The organism is Saccharothrix longispora (assembly GCF_030852425.1).
Lineage (GTDB): Bacteria > Actinomycetota > Actinomycetes > Mycobacteriales > Pseudonocardiaceae > Actinosynnema > Actinosynnema longispora.
This window is the reverse complement of the sequence record NZ_NSDM01000001.1, coordinates 861,714-878,748: the sequence shown is the minus strand read 5'-3', so window position 1 is coordinate 878,748 and position 17,035 is coordinate 861,714. Positions and strand designations below refer to the sequence as shown.

Below are 17,035 nucleotides of genomic sequence, written 5' to 3'. Positions count from 1 at the left end.
GAGTTGGTGGGGTTCGTCTCAGCCGAGGCCGCTAGGCCGAGGAAGTGGACCCGGGCAGGACCCGCCGGACGACGGGCGCCCGGGTTTCGCGCTGTTCAGGCTCTATGTGGTTGGTCCAGGTCGACGACCTTGTCGATGAGCGGCTCGACCCGACGCCTCCACTCCCCTGCCGCGCCGAAGCACCACGCCACGGCGTCGGCGATCCACGGGGCCGGGTCCTCGTGCGGCTCGAAGTGCTCGTAGGACAGGACGTCCATCGGCACGCGTAGGCGCTGCAGCGTGCTCACCACCCGGCGCCGGTCGTCCCGGTCCCGGGTGTGGCCGCGGGACTCGACCACGAGCCGCCGGCCGCCCGCGTCCACCACGTCCGCGACCAGTGCGCGCAACAGGGCGGCGCGGACCGCGTCCCTCGGCCCCCGACCGGTGTAGACGCGCGACCGCGCCGACAGTCCGGTCAGGCAGGAGACGATCTCGCGACGGCGGTTGTCCCGCCCGGCCTGGAAGTGCACCCGCCGCTCACCGGGCAGGCACAGCGCGCGCATCGCACCCCTGACCGGCCCCGGTTCCGTGATCGGGACGTACGCCGCGACCAGGTAGTAGGCGTCGACTCGTCGAACGAAGACGTGTGTGCTCACCGGAGCATCGTTGCGCCATCCGAACGCGCGCAAACGCTTGCTCGACCGATCTGGTGATCAGGTCGGACGAACGGGACCGCTGGTCAAATGCGGTACGAGATGCGGGGGTAGTCGACGACCAGGCCGGTCCTGTCCACGGTGATGTCCTGCTGGAACTCGCCGTGCGTGAAGGCCACCACCGAGCGGTCCTCGCCCGGGGACACCGTGCGGTACGTCTGGCGCACCAGCTGCACCGACAGGTCGGGCAGCGTCACGTAGACCACGGGGATCTCGTGCTCGCCCTCCTCGGCCTGGAGGTTCAGCCGGCGGATCGGGATGGCGTTGAACAGGACCGCGAACTGCACGTCCACGTCCACCGCGCCGTCGAAGTCGGCCTGCTCCGCGCCCTGGCCGTGGTCGACCAGCCAGCCGCCCTCGGACGAGCGGCTGATCGAGACGTGGCGTTCCTCGGAGACCGTCGCGGTGCGCAGCAGGACCCGCTTCACGGCGCCGGTCTCGCCGACCGACACCTCGTACGAGCCGCTGAACTGCTCGGCCGGACCGGCGGTGACGAGGCGGCCCGAGGCGCGGAGCTTGCGCTCCGAGAGGAGCAGGCGCACCTGCTCCAGCCTGGGCACGTCGTAGCCCTGCCAGGTCGTCATGTGTGCGGCGGGAGAACGGGTTTCCCCGGTCGGGGTGGTCCGCTCAGCCGTGTTGAACGAGTTCACTCTCCACCCGGCAGGAAGTCCTTGGCCTTCTCGGCCACCGATTTGACCTGGTCCTCGTGGCCGAACCGGCCGGCGATGAAGCCGGCCGCCTGGTCGATGCCCGCGTCCACCTTCCCGTGGTTCTGCTCCAGCAGCTCGGACGCCTTGTTCTTGATCTCGTCGAAGTTCATCGTGCTCCTCCGCACTCCTGACGCAGGCTACCCGAACCGCCCCCGTGACCCCAGCGGCAAACGTACCCCCCGGCGTGCGGGGACGGCTCGCCGCCGCCCGGTCCGCCACCCGTGCGTGGCCGCGGCCCGCGATGCGGGACGGCCCCCTCGGTGTGCACCGAGGGGGCCGTTCGCGGGAGTTCGCGCTGTCGGTTCGCGCCTGTCAGGCGGCGCGCTTGCGGCGCACGACCAGCAGGGCGGCCGCACCGGCGCCCAGCAGGCCGACACCGATCAGCAGCGGCACGAAGATGGACGCACCGGTGTTGGCCAGGTCGTCGTCGTTGCCGCCACCGGACGCCACGGCCGTGGTCGTGGTCGTCGGGGCCGCCGTGGTGGTCGTCGCCTCGACCGTCGTGGTGGTGGTCGGCGCGGCGGTCGTGGTGGTCACGACCACGCCCTCGGCCCACTTGGCCTTGGCCTGCGCCTCGACCTTGACGGTGCTCGGCTTGGCGACCACGACCGACTGGGTCTTCTTGTTCGGGTCCTCGGACACGAACAGGCGGCCGTGCTGGAGCTCCGCGTCGGCCTTGACGGTGACCTTGGCCTCGCCGGGCTCGACGTCGGCGTCGACCTTGACGAAGAACTCGACGACCTTCGTCTCGGCCCGCGCCTGGAAGCCGCCCTCGGCCGGCTCCAGCGGGGTGCCGTCCTTGTCGGTCAGCGTGACGCCCTGGGGCAGCTCGGCCTCCAGCACGACGGACGCCGCCGTGGTGGCGATCTCGAACGGGCCGATCAGCTCGCCCGCCTTGCCCTCCAGCTCCTCCGGGGTGATCTCCAGGGTCGGCGTGGGCTGCTGCTCGATGCCCGTGTTCTTGGCGCCGGTCAGGTACTCGTAGACCGCGCGGACGTCCTTGTCGACCTCGGAGTTGCCGTCCTTGGTCGCGGCGTCACCGGACTTCAGCTTCGCGCCGTCGCTGAGGTGCCAGATCGCGGCCTGGGTGGCGGCGATGGCCTCGCGCTCGTCGATGTCCCGGCCGGTGGCCTCGGAGAGCACCGAGGTCTCGCGCAGCGGGTAGCTGTTGTGCAGGATCCAGTTGATCTTCGACGCGTTCTTCTTGAACTGCGTGCCGTCGTTCGGGTGCTGGTCCCACGGCACCTCGTGCAGCGGCGTGCCGTTCTGGAGCACGGTCGGCAACTCGACGCAGTACGCCTTGACGACGGTCTTCTCGCCGTTCTCGATGACGTAGAGCGGGATGAGGTTCGCGTCGAACCACTCGCGCCCCTCGCCCTCGAGGCCGACTTCGATGCCCTCTTCGTGGTGCTTGCCGAAGTCCGGGTCGTTGCGCTCGACCGGAATGATCTTCACCGGTTCGGCGGCGGCGGGGAGCGCGGCGGTCAGCAGGACCACCGACGCGCCGAGGACCGCAGCCCCGAGGCGCTTGGGAGTCAACCGGGATGCCATGTGTCTCCTTGAGGCTCGCGAGGGTAGCCCGTTGGTGTGGTTCAAGGCGGCGGTCTGCCGAAGCGGTGGAACGCCTCCGCGTGGGGTTCCGACACCGAATCGACAGAATCGGCGGAACACTATCCGATCGGGCGATACTCGATCAGTCGAGGTCCGTTTGATCTTCCGCACGACCACCACCAGTGCAAACGACATCACCGAGTCCACTGTGGATGATCGACGGGAACGACACCGCGCCGGGAGCCACTGCGGAAGTCCGTTTCGGGACAAGGCGAAACGGCTGTCGCGCCCCTTGTGGACAACTCCGTTTCCGCAGTTCAGGAGACCTGTCCACAAAAGACGTGCACTACCCGGAAATCCTGTTTCGACGCCACACCGTTGCCGAACGGTGATCTAGGCGACCAGGGCGGCGGACGGCACGACCGGTCGGATGTCGCCCACCCGCAGCGACGTCCCGGGCAGGCACAGGTCCTTCGCCGCGGGCGGCTCGCCGGTCAGCATCCACCGCACCAGGGCGGCGAGCTGGAACGAGATCAGCGGCGGCACGGCGTCGCCCAGGTGCCGGTAGGCGTTGCCGATCACCGACACGTCGAACCGGAACTTGCGCGGGAAGCCCTGGAGCAGGGCCATCTCCCGCACGGTGCACAGCCGGTGCTGCTCGGGGTGGGCGTACCGGCCGTTGCCGACGTGCCCGCACTCGCGCTTGATCGTGCGCGCGGGCTCGTCCCACCACATCCGCCCGTACACATCGGGGTGCGATCCCCACTTGCCCTCTTCGATGATCTTGCGCTGCGCCGGGTTCAGCAGCAGCTCGGCGGTCGACCCGACGAGGTCGCCCCACGACCCGCCGTCGGCCGGGATGGCCCGCATCCGGTCCAGCGACCGGTCCCGGCGGAACGACGGCGACACGTGCATCGCGTCCTCCGGGTGCGCCTCCCCCGCCGCGACGAACGGCAGCTTGCCGATCGCCCGCCGCACGGTCACCGCGCCCGGCTTCACCTCGAACCCGGCCCACAGGTCCTCCAGGGTGCGCAGCGGCACGCCCGCGTCGACCGCGACGACCATGGCGCGCTCGCGCAGCTGGGGCAGGCCGAACCGGGACAGCATGTGGGTGGACGCGTCGACCTCGTAGCCCAGCTCCAGCAGCTGCTCGGCCAACCCGTCGAGGTGGTGACGCTGCTTGCCCTTCACCAGCTCGCGCGCGTTCTCCAGCAGCAGCACGCGGGGCCGGAACTCGGCCACGTACGAGGCGACCCGGCCGACGAGCGAGTTGCGCGGGTCGTCGCGCAGGTGGTTGTTCGGCGAGATGCGGGTGAACCCGGAGCACGGCGGGCACGCCACGAGCACGTCCAGCTCGCCGCGGGCCAGGCCCCAGACCTGTCGCAGCACGGACGGGTCGAGCCGGCCGAGGTCGACCTGGAGCGGGTCGACGCCGATGTTGTCCCGGTAGATCCCGTTGCAGCGCAACGAGCCCAGCCGGGACGAGGGCTTGCCGATCTGCGCGTCCGCCGCGCCGACGATGGTGAAATCCCGGTGCGCCTGGAAACCCAGGCTCATGCCACCGGCACCGGAGAACAGGTCGACGACCTTGAAGCGGGGTCCGCGCACCGGGTGATCCTACGGCGATCAGGTGGACCACTGGCGAGTGATCCCGGCGGTACTGATTCCCGGAATCGCGTAGCTTGCGCGCCATGGAACTCCCACCTGCGTGGCAACGGCCGGACCCGTTGCGTGGATTGGAGGACATCCCGTGGGCGGTCCTGTCCAACGGAGCGGGCGTGGACGACCTGCTGCGCGACGCCGCGAACGGTGAACCGGCCGTCAACGAGGCAGCCTGCCGGGAGCTGGTCGACCGGCTGCTCATCGACGGCACGGTGTCCGAGGCGAGCGCCTGGGCGGTGCCGTTCCTGGCCGAGATGGGCGCGAGCTACCGGGTGCCCGCCACCTCACGCGATCGGGTGATCTTCCTGCTGGCCGCGCTGGCCCTCGCGGGCGCGGGGTTCACGGACGACGGCAGGCGCACCCGGCGCCGCTGGAACGCCGCGGGCCGCGAGCTTCCCCGGCGGCCGCCGGACTGGATCACGCAGACGCGGTACGGGGTGGCCAAGTGCGCGCCCAAGGTCTTCGAGACGCTGGCCGGCGCGGAGGTGGCGTGCTCGATGGCGCTGGCCATCGCGGTGCCCGAGGTGGTGCCCGCGCACGTGGTGGAGGTGGCGGACGCCATCGCGTCCGACGACGGCTCGCCGCGGCTGCTGGCGCAGGCGGCGCGGGTGGCGCGGCACGTGGTGAGCGGGGAGCCCGTCACGCCGCTGTTGCTGCGCACGACGGCGCAGGGCCACCCGGAACTGCTGCGCGCCTACCGCGGCAAGGGCTACCCGCCGAACCAGCCCGCCGAGGTGACCCTCCAGCTCATGGGCTACCGGTACGCCTTCCTGGCCGCGTACGGCGACCAGGAAGGCGCCCCGACTACGCCGTGACGGCGTCCAGTTCCACGACGGGGGCGGCGATCTGCTCGTCGTCGACCGGCACGGCCGGCTCCAGCGGGCCGAGCGCCGTGCCCCACTCCTGGTCTGCCAGCGCGAACGCGGCCACCGTCAGCGCCACCACGGGCCGCCCCGGCGACAGCTGCTCGGCCGCGAAGTCCAGCTCCAGGCGGGCGCCGAGCGGTGACGGGCGCAGCCGCAGCACGCCGTGCGGCGCCTCGTCGGGGTGCGCGAACCGGCACGACCACTCGGTGAACACGATCGGGCGTTCCACGACCTCGTCCTGGTCGACCGCGCGCACGTTCGCCCCGACCGTCCCGTGCCGGTAGCCGTCGGCGGCGGAGACCAGCAGCTCCTCGAACTCGATGGACGACACGCCCAGGTCGTGCCCGGCGACCAGGGCGACCTGCACGAGCGACAGCGGCAGCTGCGGGAGGGCGTCCTCGAAGCACACCATCGCGCCGCCGTAGCGGGTGTTGATCTCGGTCGGCAGGAAGCCGTCGGCGGTGGCGATGCCGTCGAGGGTGAACGTGCCGCGGTAGTCCACGGTCTCGCGCAGCCGCTCGCCGACACGGCGGGCGAGGTTGCGCATCTCCTCGCGGATGCGGGTGGGCGGGTCGTAGTAGGACGCGCAGCCCGCGTAGAGGAAGCGGGCCTGGCCCGCGCGGCGCGGCACGACCATCTCGATCGGCCGCAGCACCGCCGTGCCGTCCGGGAACACGATGCCGTGCACGCTGACCGGGATGCCCTCCAGGAACGGCATCACGCGGACGAAGTGGCACTTGGGCGCGAACTTCTCGAACGCCTCCAGCGCCTCGGCGCGGTCGCGGACGCGGCGCACGAAGTTCGCGCCGCCGTTGATCGCCGGGCCGTCGCCGGACCACACGACACCCGCGCCGCGGTCCAGCTCCAGCGTGGCCGCCCACAGGGCCTCGAAGTCGAGGTCCAGCACGACGGCGGGGGCGCGGGGCGCGGACAGCTCGTCCCACAGGGCGTCGATCGTCGTCTTGTTCTCCAGCTCCACCCACTCGGGGCGGCGCGCGTTGAGCACGGGCCGGCCCGCGAACTCCGGGGTGTGCACGTACGGCGTGCTGATCACCAGCGCCTCGCCGCGCGGGTCGAAGTCCGCGAGCACGTCGCGGACGTGCTCGGGCGGCGAGGTCAGGAGCCGGGTGAGCCGGTTCTGCTCCACCGCGACGAAGCCGCCCGCGATGCCGAGCGGCACCCAGCGCGCCACCTGCGAGTCGTGCAGGGGGGCGTGGTCGTCCGTCGAGAGCACGAGCGTGTGGCGAGCACCCAGCTGGTGCAGCTCGCCGGCGCGACTACTCAGTCTGGTGCCGCCCGCGAGCACGACCAGCCGGTCGCCGAACAGGGTTCCGAGGCGCTCGTGGAGCGCGGAAAGGACGTGATCCATCGCCGAGAACTCGCTTTATGAGAAGCAGACGAGACAGCCGGCGAGCGCCGGGTGCCACGCACTGTAGAGGCACCCGGATGGAACGGCCCAGCACGGTCCGGCAACGACCGGATGAAAGCTTCCGATGGGTTCAGGCGGTGGTGCGCGAGATCATCGAGCGGCGTCGCGAAGGACCTGGTCAACCCGACCCAGGAAGGCGCGGGCGCCCTGCGGTGCGGGGAACGGGAGGGTCAGGCCGACCAGCGTGTCGTCCAGCGACGACGGCGCGGCGGCGACGATCAGGGCGGCGGTCTCCAGGAAGCGCTGACGCTTCGCCTCGCGCACTGCGTACTCCGCGAGCACGACCTCGATGCTCGTGTGCATGACTGGGTACGGGTAACTCACATGGGGAGTATCGGCCCCTTCCGTCCACACCTTTAGGGTCAATTTCCACCTGACCGGTGACCGCCGACGGAGTGGCCCCGTGCTGGGATGACGCTCGTGCGCGTACTGGTCACCGGCTCCTCGGGGTACGTCGGTCGGGTGGTCTCGACGGAGCTGCGGGCCGCCGGCCACGAACCCCTGCCCTTCGCGGGCGACGTCCGGACGGGGTCGGCGGCCGGGGTGGACGCCGTCGTGCACCTCGCCGGGTTGGCCCGCGTGCGCGAGTCGTTCGACGACCCGGCGCGGTACCACGACGTGAACGTCGGCGGGACGGTGAACCTGCTGCGCTCGGTGGCGCCGGGGACGCGGTTCGTGCTGGCGTCGACGGCCGGGGTGTACGGCGGGGGCGGCGGGGTGCTCGCCGAGGACTCGCCGCGCGCGCCGGCCAACCCGTACGCGGCTTCGAAGGCCGCCGCCGAGGACGCGGTCGCGCGGGCCGCCCGGACCGGCCGGCTGTCCGCGGTGGTGCTGCGGCTGTTCAACGTCGCGGGCGGCGGGGACCGCGACGACACGCGCGTGGTCACCAGGGCGTGCGGGGCGGCGTCCGGTCGGTTGGCGCCGATGGAGGTGTTCGGCGACGGGTCGGCGGTGCGGGACTTCGTGCACGTGCGGGACGTGGCGCGGGCGTTCGCGGCGGTGCTCGGACCCGGTGCGGTCGAGCACGCCGGTGACGGGTGCGCGGTGCTCAACGTGGGCGCGACGCCCGCGAGCGTGTCCGACGTGCTGGCCGCCGCGGAGCGGGTGACCGGCCGCCCGGTGCCGGTCGTGCGGCGGCCGGCGAACCCCGGCGAGGTCCGCGAGCTGCGCGCGGACACGACGCGGTTGCGGGCGCTCGGCTGGCGACCGGCGCACTCCGACCTGGACGACCTGGTGCGCGACCAGTGGGCGGCGGAGGTCGGCCGGACCTGAGGTCACGCGGCGCGGCTGGTCCAGGTCGGGCGCGGCGGGTCCAGGTCGGGCGGTTCACCGTCGAGCACCACCCGGTGCCGCCCCTCGTGCTCACCGCCGCTTCGGCACCCTGACCCGGTCCAGGTCGGCGGCCACGTGGATGTCGCCGGCGAACACCTCGGCGGCCTCGGCGCGGAACGCGCCGGGGTCGGCGTAGCGCTGGGAGAAGTGCGTGAGCACGAGCGCGCGGACGCCGCACTCGGCCGCGACGCGGCCTGCCTGGCGGGCGGTCAGGTGGCCGTACTCGTCGGCCAGGCGCTCGTCGGCGTGCAGGAACGTCGACTCGATGACCAGCATGTCAGCGCCGTCGGCCAGCTCGAACACGCCGTCGCACAGCCTCGTGTCCATGACGAACGCGAACCGCTGGCCCCGGCGCGGCACGCTCACCTCGTCCAGCAGCGGCGGCTCCAGCTTCCGGATCGCCGGGCCGGTGATGCCGCGCGCCGCCAGCAGCTCGGGGACCATCGTGCGGCCGTCGTCCTCGACGAGGCGGTAGCCGTAGGCGGGCAGCGAGTGGTCGAGGCGGCGGGCTTCGAGCGTGCCGAACGGACCCGCCGCGATGACACCCGGTCCGGTGACGGGGTGCTCGCGGACGTCGACGGTGTCGTGGAACGACGTGGCGTGCCGCAGCCGGGCGAAGAACTCGGCGCCCTCGGCCGGGTAGTGCGCGTGCACGGGGTGCGGCGCGCGGTCCAGCGACAGGCGCTGCACGACGCCCGGCACGCCCAGGCAGTGGTCGCCGTGGAAGTGCGTGACGAACAGCCTGGTCACGTCGGTGGCCGAGACGCCCGCGCGCAGCATCTGCCGCTGGGTGCCCTCGCCGGGGTCGAAGAGGAAGCCCTCGGCGTCCCAGCGCAGCAGGTAGCCGTTGTGGTTGCGGGCGCGGGTGGGCACCTGGCTCGCGGTGCCGAGCACGACCAGCTCTCTCGGGGACACGTGGCAGAGTCTGCGGCATGGAGAGCTTGCGGGCTGTGTCGTCGTGGCCGGTGGACACCGCGGCGGTCGCCGTGGTGCGCGCGGACGGGGAGGTGCTCGCCGAGCACGGGCCGGTGGACCACCGCTTCCCCCTGGCCTCGGTGACCAAGCTGCTGACCTCGTACGCGGTGCTGGTCGCGGTGGAGGAGGGCGCGGTCGAGTGGGACCAGCCGGCCGGGCCCGCGACCGTGCGCCACCTGATCGCGCACACCTCGGGGTTGGCGTTCGACTCGGCCGACGTGCAGGCCGAGCCGGGGACCAGGCGGATCTACTCCAACACCGGGTTCCAGGTGCTCGCCGACTCCGTGGAGGCGGCCACCGAGATCCCGTTCGCCACCTACCTGCACGAGGCCGTGTTCGCGCCGCTGGGCATGGCGTCGTCGAGCCTCGACGGTTCGGCGGGCGCGGGCGGCACGTCGACGGTGTCCGACCTGGTCCGGTTCGCGGCCGAGGTGCAGGCGCCGAAGCTGGTGTCCGCCGGCCTGGTGGCCGAGGCGACGACCGTGGCGTTCCCGGGGCTGCGCGGCGTGCTGCCCGGTTTCGGGATGCAGAAGGAGAACGACTGGGGGCTCGGGTTCGAGGTCCGGGCGCGCAAGTCGCCGCACTGGACGGGGTCCCTCAGCTCGCCGCGCACGGTCGGGCACTTCGGCCAGAGCGGCACGTTCGTGTGGATCGACCCGGACGCGGGCGTGGCGTGCGTGGCGCTGACCGACCGGAAGTTCGGAGAGTGGGCCGTGGAGGCGTGGCCCGCGTTCACCGACGGGGTGTTGGGGGAGCTGGGCCGAGGGCGCGGTTGACGGCGGTTGCGGCAAGCCACCGTTGCGGTGGTGACGGACCGGGGGCCGTGCCCGTCCCGCGCACGGCCCCCGGTTCACGGCGTGACGACCGCCTGACCGCGCACGCGCCCCCGCCGCACGTCCTCGACGGCGCGCGCCACCCCGTCGAGCGGGTAGGTCCGGTCGACCACGGGCGTGACGTCGCCCGCCTCGACGAGGTCCCGCAGCGCCACCAGGTCGTCGAGGCGGTCCGCGTGCACCAGCGGGGTCGCCCGGAACCCGAGGAGCGGCGCGGCGGCCAGCACCCGGAGCCACCGGTCGGTGCCCATGAACCAGCGGCCACCCGTGCCGCCGGTGAGCACCACCGTGCCGCCCCGGCGCACGGCCGCCGCGCACTCGCGCGCCGACGGGTTGCCGTAGAGGTCGACCAGCACGTCGAAGCCGGTCGGCAGGCCGCCGGTGGCGTAGTCGTGCACGTGGTCCGCGCCCAGCGCCTTGGCGAGGTCCGCCTTGGCCGCGCCGCACACCGCCGTCACCTCGGCGCCCAGGGCCTTGGCGATCTGCACGGCGTACGTGCCGACGCAGCCGGTCGCGCCGGTGATCAGCACCCGCGTGCCCGCCGTGACGCGGCCCTTGTCCCGGACCGCCTGGAGGGCGGTGAACCCGGCGATCGGGAGCGCCCCGGCCTGCTCGGCGGTCAGGTTCGCGGGCCGGCGGGCCACCTGGTCCGCCGGCACCGCCACGTACTCGGCGAACGCGCCGTCGCACCAGCCGAAGACCTCGTCGCCGACGGCGTGCGCCGTGACGCCGGGGCCGACCGCCTCGACGACGCCCGCCATCTCGATGCCCGCGATCGCACCGCGTGGCCGGCGCACCCCGACGACGGGCCGCGCGGCGTAGGGCAGGCCGCGCAGGATGTGCCAGTCGCTGCCGCTCACCGGCGCGGAGAGGACGCGGACGAGCACCTCCCCGTCCCCGGCGGTGGGCCGCTCGACGTCCTCCACCCGGAGCACCGCGGCGGGATCGCCGTAGCGCCGCTGGACGACCGCTCTCACGCTTCCTCCTCGGGGTACTGGAACACGTCGCCGATCGGCACCCCGAAGACGCGGGCGATCAGGAAGGCGGTCTCCAGTGACGGCGAGTACCTGCCCTGCTCGATGGCGATGATCGTCTGGCGGGTGACGTCGACCCGCTTGGCCAGCTCGGCCTGCGTCATCTCCCCGTGCGCGAACCGCAGCGCCCGGATGGAGTTGGTGATCCTGGTCGGCTTGCCCACTCAGAACCCCCGCCGGTAGGCCACGAGCTTGACCGCCGAGGTGGCGACCGCCCACGCGGTGAAGACGGCGTAGATCGCGTTGGCGATCCAGAAGTGCGGCGCCTCGGCCATCGCGAGCGCCAGCGGCAGGATCATGCCGAAGCCGAGCACCCCGCCGGCCACCTGCTCGCCCCGCATGTCGATGTCCCGGTCCCTCTCGTCGGCCCGGTGCCGGTCGCTCGGCCGCACGACCTCGACCAGGATGCGCACCACGATCGCCAGCACCATCGACGCGATGACGGCACCGATCATCAGGCCGACGTACGGCGTGGCCGCCAGGTCGTCACCGGCCCGCCCCAGCAGCAGCGCCGCGTACCCGCCGTAGGTCACCAGCGTGACCACCAGGTACACCCACGTGCCCTTCTCCTCGTACGACATGGACCCCTCCCCCGTGTACAACATCTTTGACATGGTCAGTGTCGGGTCTACCGGACATCGTGTCAAGGATGTTTGACATTCGAGCCGGTCGTCGCCCCCGACCGCACGAGGGCCGACCGCGGAACCTCGCGCTTGCGCACCCCGATGGACGACAGCAGGTCCCCGGTCGGGGACATCGCCTGTCGCCGCGCGGGGAAACCCCTGCCCCAAGACGTCGTGCACGGCTCCAAGGGCAGGACCCCGCGGGACGTCGTCCGCCGATTGTCGGATCTCCCCGAAATCCCCCACTCCCGCACCGTCGACGAGATCCGTCACGGCGCAGCACTGCCACACGCGCTGCCGCCCACTCCCGCTCGGGCATCCGGCGTCGAGCCGACTCCTCCGGCGCCGGCGGTGAAAGCAGCGCGGTTCGCGGACTTCGCCGTTCCGAGGCCGATCGGAGCCGTGCACGTCAGGTCCGAGGTTCGTCGCACACCGTTCCGATTCCGCCCGGAACCGCCGTGAGCCCGAAGTCGCGGGCCGGCTCCGCACTCGCGGGACCAGCGCGGTCACCACCCGTCGGTTCGCCCTGGCGCGCCTGCGACAGGGCGATCTGCGCCCAACTCGCCGCACGTCCGGCGGTTCGTGAGCGGGACCCCGCGGCGGGGGTGCCCGTGGAGACGACCCGGTCCGCCTACAAGGGGACCGCGGGCACGGGCGACTTCGATACGCCGACATCTTCGCGACGACGCGCTTTCAGCGTGACTTCATTATTGCGGAGAACTCCGAGCGATGCGGTTATCACCCACCGATACACATGAGCAGTAGTCGCGTATTCCGCCGGGCAGTCCGGCGCAACTCCGCGGAATCGAGCTGAAACGTCTTCCGGTGCACAGCCGATACAAGCGCGTACGCAAACGAACGGCTTTACGCTCGCACCCGCGGGTGCACCGACCACGCACCGATGAATTCCGCAGGTCACCCCGGAAAGAGTGTGATGCGCATGTTGACCGCACTCGTGGTGCTCGTCGCCGCCGTCGTCCTGGTCGTCCTGGTCAGACACCACCAGGGCCGACCGATCGACCTCCACCGATTCAGGCACGTCCTGGACCGGCTCAGGACCGCGCGGGTCCCACTGGTCCGCCGCATGCGACCGTCCCGGCTGGACGCCGAGTACGTCCAGCTCAGACGGGTCATGATCCTGCGGATCGCCCGGGCCGCGGCGAAGTTGCCCGTCCCCGTCGACGGTGCCCCCTTGTTCGTGACGATCCGTGTGCACCCGGCCGACGCGGAACTGGTGGGGCAGGACGTCATCGCCGACGAGGTGGACATCAACCTCGCACTGTCCGACATGGACACCGACACCCGCGTCCGCGTGCGCCAGTACGTCCGGGAGGAGCACATGCCCCGCACACGCGTCCACGTCAGCGCGGACGAGCACCCGGCCACGCCCCGCACCAGGGCACTGGTCGACACCGAACCGCCGCCCCGCACGTCGACACCGCACCGCACCGCACGACTGGTTCTCGTCGACGAGGCCGGCACCACCCTCGAACTGCCCACGACAGGCGGTGTGATCGGCCGGGACGCCGGGCAGTGCCAGGTCGTGGTGGACCGGCCGACGGTGTCCCGGCGCCACGCGCGCATCAGCCCACGGGCCGCCGGGTTCGAGGTCGAGGACCTCGACAGCGCCAACGGCATCAGCATCAACTCGCGCACGACCACGCTCGGGATGCTGCACCACGGGGACATCCTCGGGCTCGGCCGCAGGGTCCGACTGCGGTTGGACGTCGATGCGTGAGCGGATGGCGCTGTGGTACGGCTGCGGCGGAAGGGCCTTCCCCGCCGACCGCCCTTCACCTCCCGTGACCACGTGCTCGTGCGCGACACCGCGCGGTCCGTCGAACTGCGCGTGCACCCCGGGGGCGCGCAACCCCGGCGAGGTCCGGCACGGGAGCGGGTCGAACCGGCGGGCCACCGCCGAGGACGCCGGTCACCGCAGCACCGCGCTGGAGACCTGCGCGCTGTTCACCGCGGCGCACGCGGAGCCGGACTTCCCTGGTCCGACGAGGGACGACGTTGTGCGGACCGGCGCTGCTCGTGGACACGGGGTGCGGGACTGCACGGCAGCGCGGCGAGGCAGGCCGTGGCCGCCGACGACACCTGAGGGGCTGATCCCCACGCACGACACCCATCCCCCGGCGAGCTGAGCGAGGTACCTTGCACGACTCGACCCAACCTCCGTCCACCGCACTCGTCGTGTCGCGGCCTCATCGCCTCCTACTGCCCCTGTGGTGGCTGGGCAACGGCTTCGCGTGGCTGGGTGGCGCCTCGTGGCGCGGTCTGACCAGCCGGTACGACCGCTCGTCGTACCAGGTCTCCGGATTCTTCGTGCTCCTCAACGGCGTCATCGCCTGGGGGCTGGTCACCCTGGCCGCCGTCGGTATGGAACTGGTGCCGTCGTTCGCCGACGCCGCGCCGTTCACGATCGTCTGGGGCCTGTTCGTCCTGCTGTTCGACCGAGCCATCGCGGCGAAGGTCGTCGACCCGGGAGAGGACAAACTGCGCAGCCGCTCCAGTTACGTGGTGCGCGTCATCTGCGCGGTCCTGATCGGGTTCATCGTCGCCGAACTGGGAGCACTGGCGATCTTCCACGAGGACGTGGAGCGCACCATGGGCAACACGACCGCCAAACAGGTCGAGGAGGCACGACGACTGGTGGTCGGCGCGGACGGCGCGCCGAGCGAGCGCCAGGCGAAGCTCGAAGGACTGGAAGCCGACCGCGCCGCACTGGACACGCGCGTCGCCGACGCGCAGAAGGCGTTCGACGACGCCAGCCGCCTCGCCGCCTGCGAACTCGACCCGCGCGGCTGCGACGACCTCCTCGCGCAGGGCAGGATCACCGGCCGCGCCGGCGAGGGCGACAAGACCGCTTTGCTGAACCAGGAGCGGGATGCGGCCCGCACCGCGCTGGAGAGCGCGACGGCCGAGCGCAGCAAGCAGGCGCCCGGACTGGACCGCGACATCAGCGACCTGAGGACCGCCGTGAACACGGACCTCGACGAGGCACAGCGGTCCGCCGAGTCCGCGAAGAGCGTGCCCGCGCGGTGGCGCGCCATGCTGGAGTTCACGACGAAGGACCCCAACGGGAGGTTGATGCACCTCATGCTCATCGTGTTCGGCATCCTGCTGGACATGATCCCGCTGCTCATCAAGATGTGGCGCGGCCAGACCGACTACGACCGCACTGTGGTGGCCCACCGCACGAGGCACGCGTACGACGTCCGTTCCGCGCAGGAGCGGCACGCCGCCGAACTCGCCCACGCGGGTGACCGGCACTTGGGTGAACTGCAACGCGCGGCGGCGCGCGAACGCCTCCACGGCGACTTGGAATTGGAGCTGGTGAAGCTGCGCGGCGACACCACGCGCAAGATCGAGGTCGAGAAGGAGCGCGTGCGGTTCGAGCAAGCGGTCGAGGAGCTGCGCGAGAAGCCGGTCGTACCGGAGGCAGTACGGGAACAGCCTCTGACAGTGCTCGACCGACGATCTGCGACGACGTCCTCCGTACGCCTCCCGCGCAGTTGGGCCGAGCAGGATCAGGCGTTGGTCGGTCACGTATTCGGCGGGTTGTACCGGGCGGTCGAGCCGCTGGAGGGCGCCGACCGGGGCGGCTTCGGCCGGATGCTGCGCGGCAAGGACACCAAGACCGGCCGCCAGGTCGTGATCAAGGCGGTCCGCGACACCGACGGCGATGACGGCTCCCGCAGCCCGCTCGGCGAGATGTGGCAGCGGGAGGTCGACGCCGCCCAGAAACTGGCCCACGGCAACATCGGCAAGATCATCACCTCAGGTCTGGACAAGGGCCACCTCTGGACCGCCTCCCCCCTCTACCAGCCCGGAAGCCTGGTCAAGTGGATCGAGACCACCACCGACCAGGACCCCGCCGGCTACACCCTCCAGCACAGCATCAACTACATGAAGCAACTCGTGGACGCCCTCGTCTACGCGCACGAGCGCAACGTCACCCACGGCGACATCAAACCCACCAACGCCGTCCTGCACGGCCCCACCCTCAAGCTCGTGGACTGGGGCTTCGCCCGCCTGTCCAGCAGACTCGAGGAGGGCGCCGCGGTGCTCCACGGCGGCACCCCCCTCTACACCGCGCCCGAGGCCCTCCTGGGCGGGGACTTCGACGCCCAGCTCGCCGACGTCTACTCGGTGGGCGCCACTTGGTACTACCTGCTCACCGGCCACCCGCCGTACCAAGACGCAGATCTCGACGGCAGCGCCCGCGACGTCGCCCGGCAGATCCGGGAGAAGCAGGTCGTCTGCCACCGCGTCGAGCAGTACCTCCCCGACGTGCCCGGCACCGTGGCCGACCTCGTGCACGACCTCGTTCGCACCTACCCGGGCACCCGGGTCGGCTCGACCGGCGGCGACAGCCCCGCCGCCCACCTCCACCGCGCCATGACCGTCCTCGCCGCAGACCCGGAGACCACGCGGAAGGGCGACATGCCGGTAGGCCCGGGGGCCGGCATGCGCCACAAGGGCGGCGTCGACCAACCGGACACTCGGCCGGACGCCCCGGCCCCGGGCGTGTCCTTCACCTACACCGACGTCATCCCGTCCACCCGTGCGCCGATGACATCGCCCGTCATCCTGCCCCCCACGGTCCTGGAGCACCCCGTGACCAACGGCATGTCGACCTTGCTGGAGGACGACAACTGACCACTCCCGAGGCGCCGCGGGCCTGGCTCCACGTGGAACCGGGCCCGCGGCGCGCCGACCACGTCCTGCCTGGACCGGACGTGCCCCAGCCGGACAACACGAACCGCCTGGTGGAGGCGGTCCTGGATCACCCGGGTCGGCGAGCAGGGGAGAACCGGAAGGCCTGTGCTCCGGTCCGGCTGGGCGCGGCGGAGGAAGTGGAGGACAGAGCCGTAGGTCAGCGCCGAGCGGGCTCCGGGGAGTCGGCGCACCGCGCGTCCGCGGGCAGGCCGGCGTACTGGTCACCGACGAAGTAGACGGCGCTGGACCACAGGTCGCCGTTGTCCTCGTCCGCGTCGTCGACCTGCAGCCAGATGTCGTTGGTGATGCCGGCGTCCGTGATCGACTCGCCGTGCGCCCAGCACTCGACCTTCCTGCTCTGCCCCGCGTGCAGCGAGCCCTGCTGCGAGCACGCGGACGAGGGGCAGGTGCGGATCTTGACCTCGTGCCACGTCGTGACGGTGTAGAGCGCGCCGAACGCGCCGACCTCCCCCTCGCCCTCCGCCACCGCGGTCGTGCCGCCGGTGAACAGCCCCGCCACGACCAGTGCCACGGCGACGCTCGGCTTGGCGAACTCCATGTTTCCTCCCGGTGATCGGTGTCGGTCACCGGGTAAACGCCTGC

17 protein-coding genes are annotated in these 17,035 nt (G+C 71.9%); 5 read left to right on the top strand and 12 right to left on the bottom strand.

The annotated features are described in order from the left end of the window. Window positions 1-95: 95 nt before the first annotated feature. From CKY47_RS04485 to CKY47_RS04465, 5 genes are all read right to left on the bottom strand, one after another. The gene (locus CKY47_RS04485; RefSeq protein ID WP_306744305.1) at window positions 96-635 is read right to left on the bottom strand and encodes a hypothetical protein; all 540 of its coding nucleotides are present in this window, start codon (window positions 633-635) and stop codon (window positions 96-98) included. 83 nt (window positions 636-718) lie between these two features. Beyond that, a complete protein-coding gene (locus CKY47_RS04480) occupies window positions 719-1,276 on the bottom strand; it encodes a putative glycolipid-binding domain-containing protein (protein ID WP_306744304.1) in 558 nt (185 codons plus the stop codon). A 62-nt stretch (window positions 1,277-1,338) separates the two neighbouring features. After that, a complete protein-coding gene (locus tag CKY47_RS04475) occupies window positions 1,339-1,512 on the bottom strand; it encodes an antitoxin (protein WP_306744303.1) in 174 nt (57 codons plus the stop codon). A 202-nt stretch (window positions 1,513-1,714) separates the two neighbouring features. Beyond that, window positions 1,715-2,953 (bottom strand): thioester domain-containing protein, encoded by a 1,239-nt coding sequence (locus tag CKY47_RS04470; protein ID WP_306744302.1) that lies wholly within the window; start codon window positions 2,951-2,953, stop codon window positions 1,715-1,717. A gap of 393 nt (window positions 2,954-3,346) precedes the next feature. Further along, on the bottom strand, window positions 3,347-4,561 hold the full coding sequence (locus CKY47_RS04465) for a DNA cytosine methyltransferase (protein WP_306744301.1): 1,215 nt from the start codon (window positions 4,559-4,561) through the stop codon (window positions 3,347-3,349). Window positions 4,562-4,644: 83 nt separating this feature from the next. Here CKY47_RS04465 and CKY47_RS04460 point away from each other — a divergent pair, with 83 nt between their 5' ends. After that, on the top strand, window positions 4,645-5,430 hold the full coding sequence (locus CKY47_RS04460; protein WP_306744300.1) for a hypothetical protein: 786 nt from the start codon (window positions 4,645-4,647) through the stop codon (window positions 5,428-5,430). Here the strand turns inward: CKY47_RS04460 and CKY47_RS04455 are convergent. After that, the gene (locus CKY47_RS04455) at window positions 5,420-6,850 is read right to left on the bottom strand and encodes an ATP-grasp domain-containing protein (protein WP_306744299.1); all 1,431 of its coding nucleotides are present in this window, start codon (window positions 6,848-6,850) and stop codon (window positions 5,420-5,422) included. The two genes, CKY47_RS04460 and CKY47_RS04455, sit on opposite strands and share 11 nt — an antisense overlap. Window positions 6,851-7,000: 150 nt before the next feature. Next, on the bottom strand, window positions 7,001-7,213 hold the full coding sequence (locus CKY47_RS04450) for a hypothetical protein (RefSeq protein ID WP_306744298.1): 213 nt from the start codon (window positions 7,211-7,213) through the stop codon (window positions 7,001-7,003). 108 nt (window positions 7,214-7,321) lie between these two features. On the opposite strand from CKY47_RS04450, the gene CKY47_RS04445 reads away from it, so the two are divergent. Continuing rightward, entirely contained in the window at window positions 7,322-8,182 is an 861-nt protein-coding gene (locus CKY47_RS04445) for an NAD-dependent epimerase/dehydratase family protein (RefSeq protein ID WP_306744297.1), read from the top strand. A 90-nt stretch (window positions 8,183-8,272) separates the two neighbouring features. Here the strand turns inward: CKY47_RS04445 and CKY47_RS04440 are convergent, their stop codons facing one another. Further along, window positions 8,273-9,157, bottom strand: coding sequence for a ribonuclease Z (locus CKY47_RS04440; RefSeq protein WP_306744296.1), 885 nt, complete (start codon window positions 9,155-9,157; stop codon window positions 8,273-8,275). Between the two features lie 17 nt (window positions 9,158-9,174). On the opposite strand from CKY47_RS04440, the gene CKY47_RS04435 reads away from it, so the two are divergent. Continuing rightward, the gene (locus CKY47_RS04435) at window positions 9,175-9,993 is read left to right on the top strand and encodes a serine hydrolase domain-containing protein (protein WP_306744295.1); all 819 of its coding nucleotides are present in this window, start codon (window positions 9,175-9,177) and stop codon (window positions 9,991-9,993) included. A 74-nt stretch (window positions 9,994-10,067) separates the two neighbouring features. On the opposite strand, the gene CKY47_RS04430 is transcribed toward CKY47_RS04435, so the two are convergent. From CKY47_RS04430 to CKY47_RS04420, 3 genes are read right to left on the bottom strand one after another with little or no spacing between them, the layout of a single operon-like run. Next, a complete protein-coding gene (locus tag CKY47_RS04430) occupies window positions 10,068-11,027 on the bottom strand; it encodes an NAD(P)-dependent alcohol dehydrogenase (protein ID WP_306744294.1) in 960 nt (319 codons plus the stop codon). Continuing rightward, on the bottom strand, window positions 11,024-11,248 hold the full coding sequence (locus CKY47_RS04425; RefSeq protein WP_344957436.1) for a helix-turn-helix transcriptional regulator: 225 nt from the start codon (window positions 11,246-11,248) through the stop codon (window positions 11,024-11,026). Before CKY47_RS04425 ends, CKY47_RS04430 begins: the two co-directional genes overlap by 4 nt. Beyond that, complete coding sequence (locus CKY47_RS04420; protein ID WP_306744293.1) at window positions 11,249-11,689, bottom strand: hypothetical protein; 441 nt, start codon at window positions 11,687-11,689, stop codon at window positions 11,249-11,251. It lies immediately after the preceding gene. Between the two features lie 958 nt (window positions 11,690-12,647). On the opposite strand from CKY47_RS04420, the gene CKY47_RS04415 reads away from it, so the two are divergent. Next, window positions 12,648-13,445, top strand: coding sequence for an FHA domain-containing protein (locus tag CKY47_RS04415; RefSeq protein WP_306744292.1), 798 nt, complete (start codon window positions 12,648-12,650; stop codon window positions 13,443-13,445). 458 nt (window positions 13,446-13,903) lie between these two features. Beyond that, window positions 13,904-16,372: a DUF4407 domain-containing protein gene (locus CKY47_RS04410; RefSeq protein WP_306744291.1), complete on the top strand. Its 2,469-nt coding sequence runs from the start codon at window positions 13,904-13,906 to the stop codon at window positions 16,370-16,372. Window positions 16,373-16,589: 217 nt separating this feature from the next. Here the strand turns inward: CKY47_RS04410 and CKY47_RS04405 are convergent, their stop codons facing one another. Beyond that, window positions 16,590-16,991: a hypothetical protein gene (locus CKY47_RS04405; protein ID WP_306744290.1), complete on the bottom strand. Its 402-nt coding sequence runs from the start codon at window positions 16,989-16,991 to the stop codon at window positions 16,590-16,592. Between the last annotated feature and the right edge of the window lie 44 nt (window positions 16,992-17,035).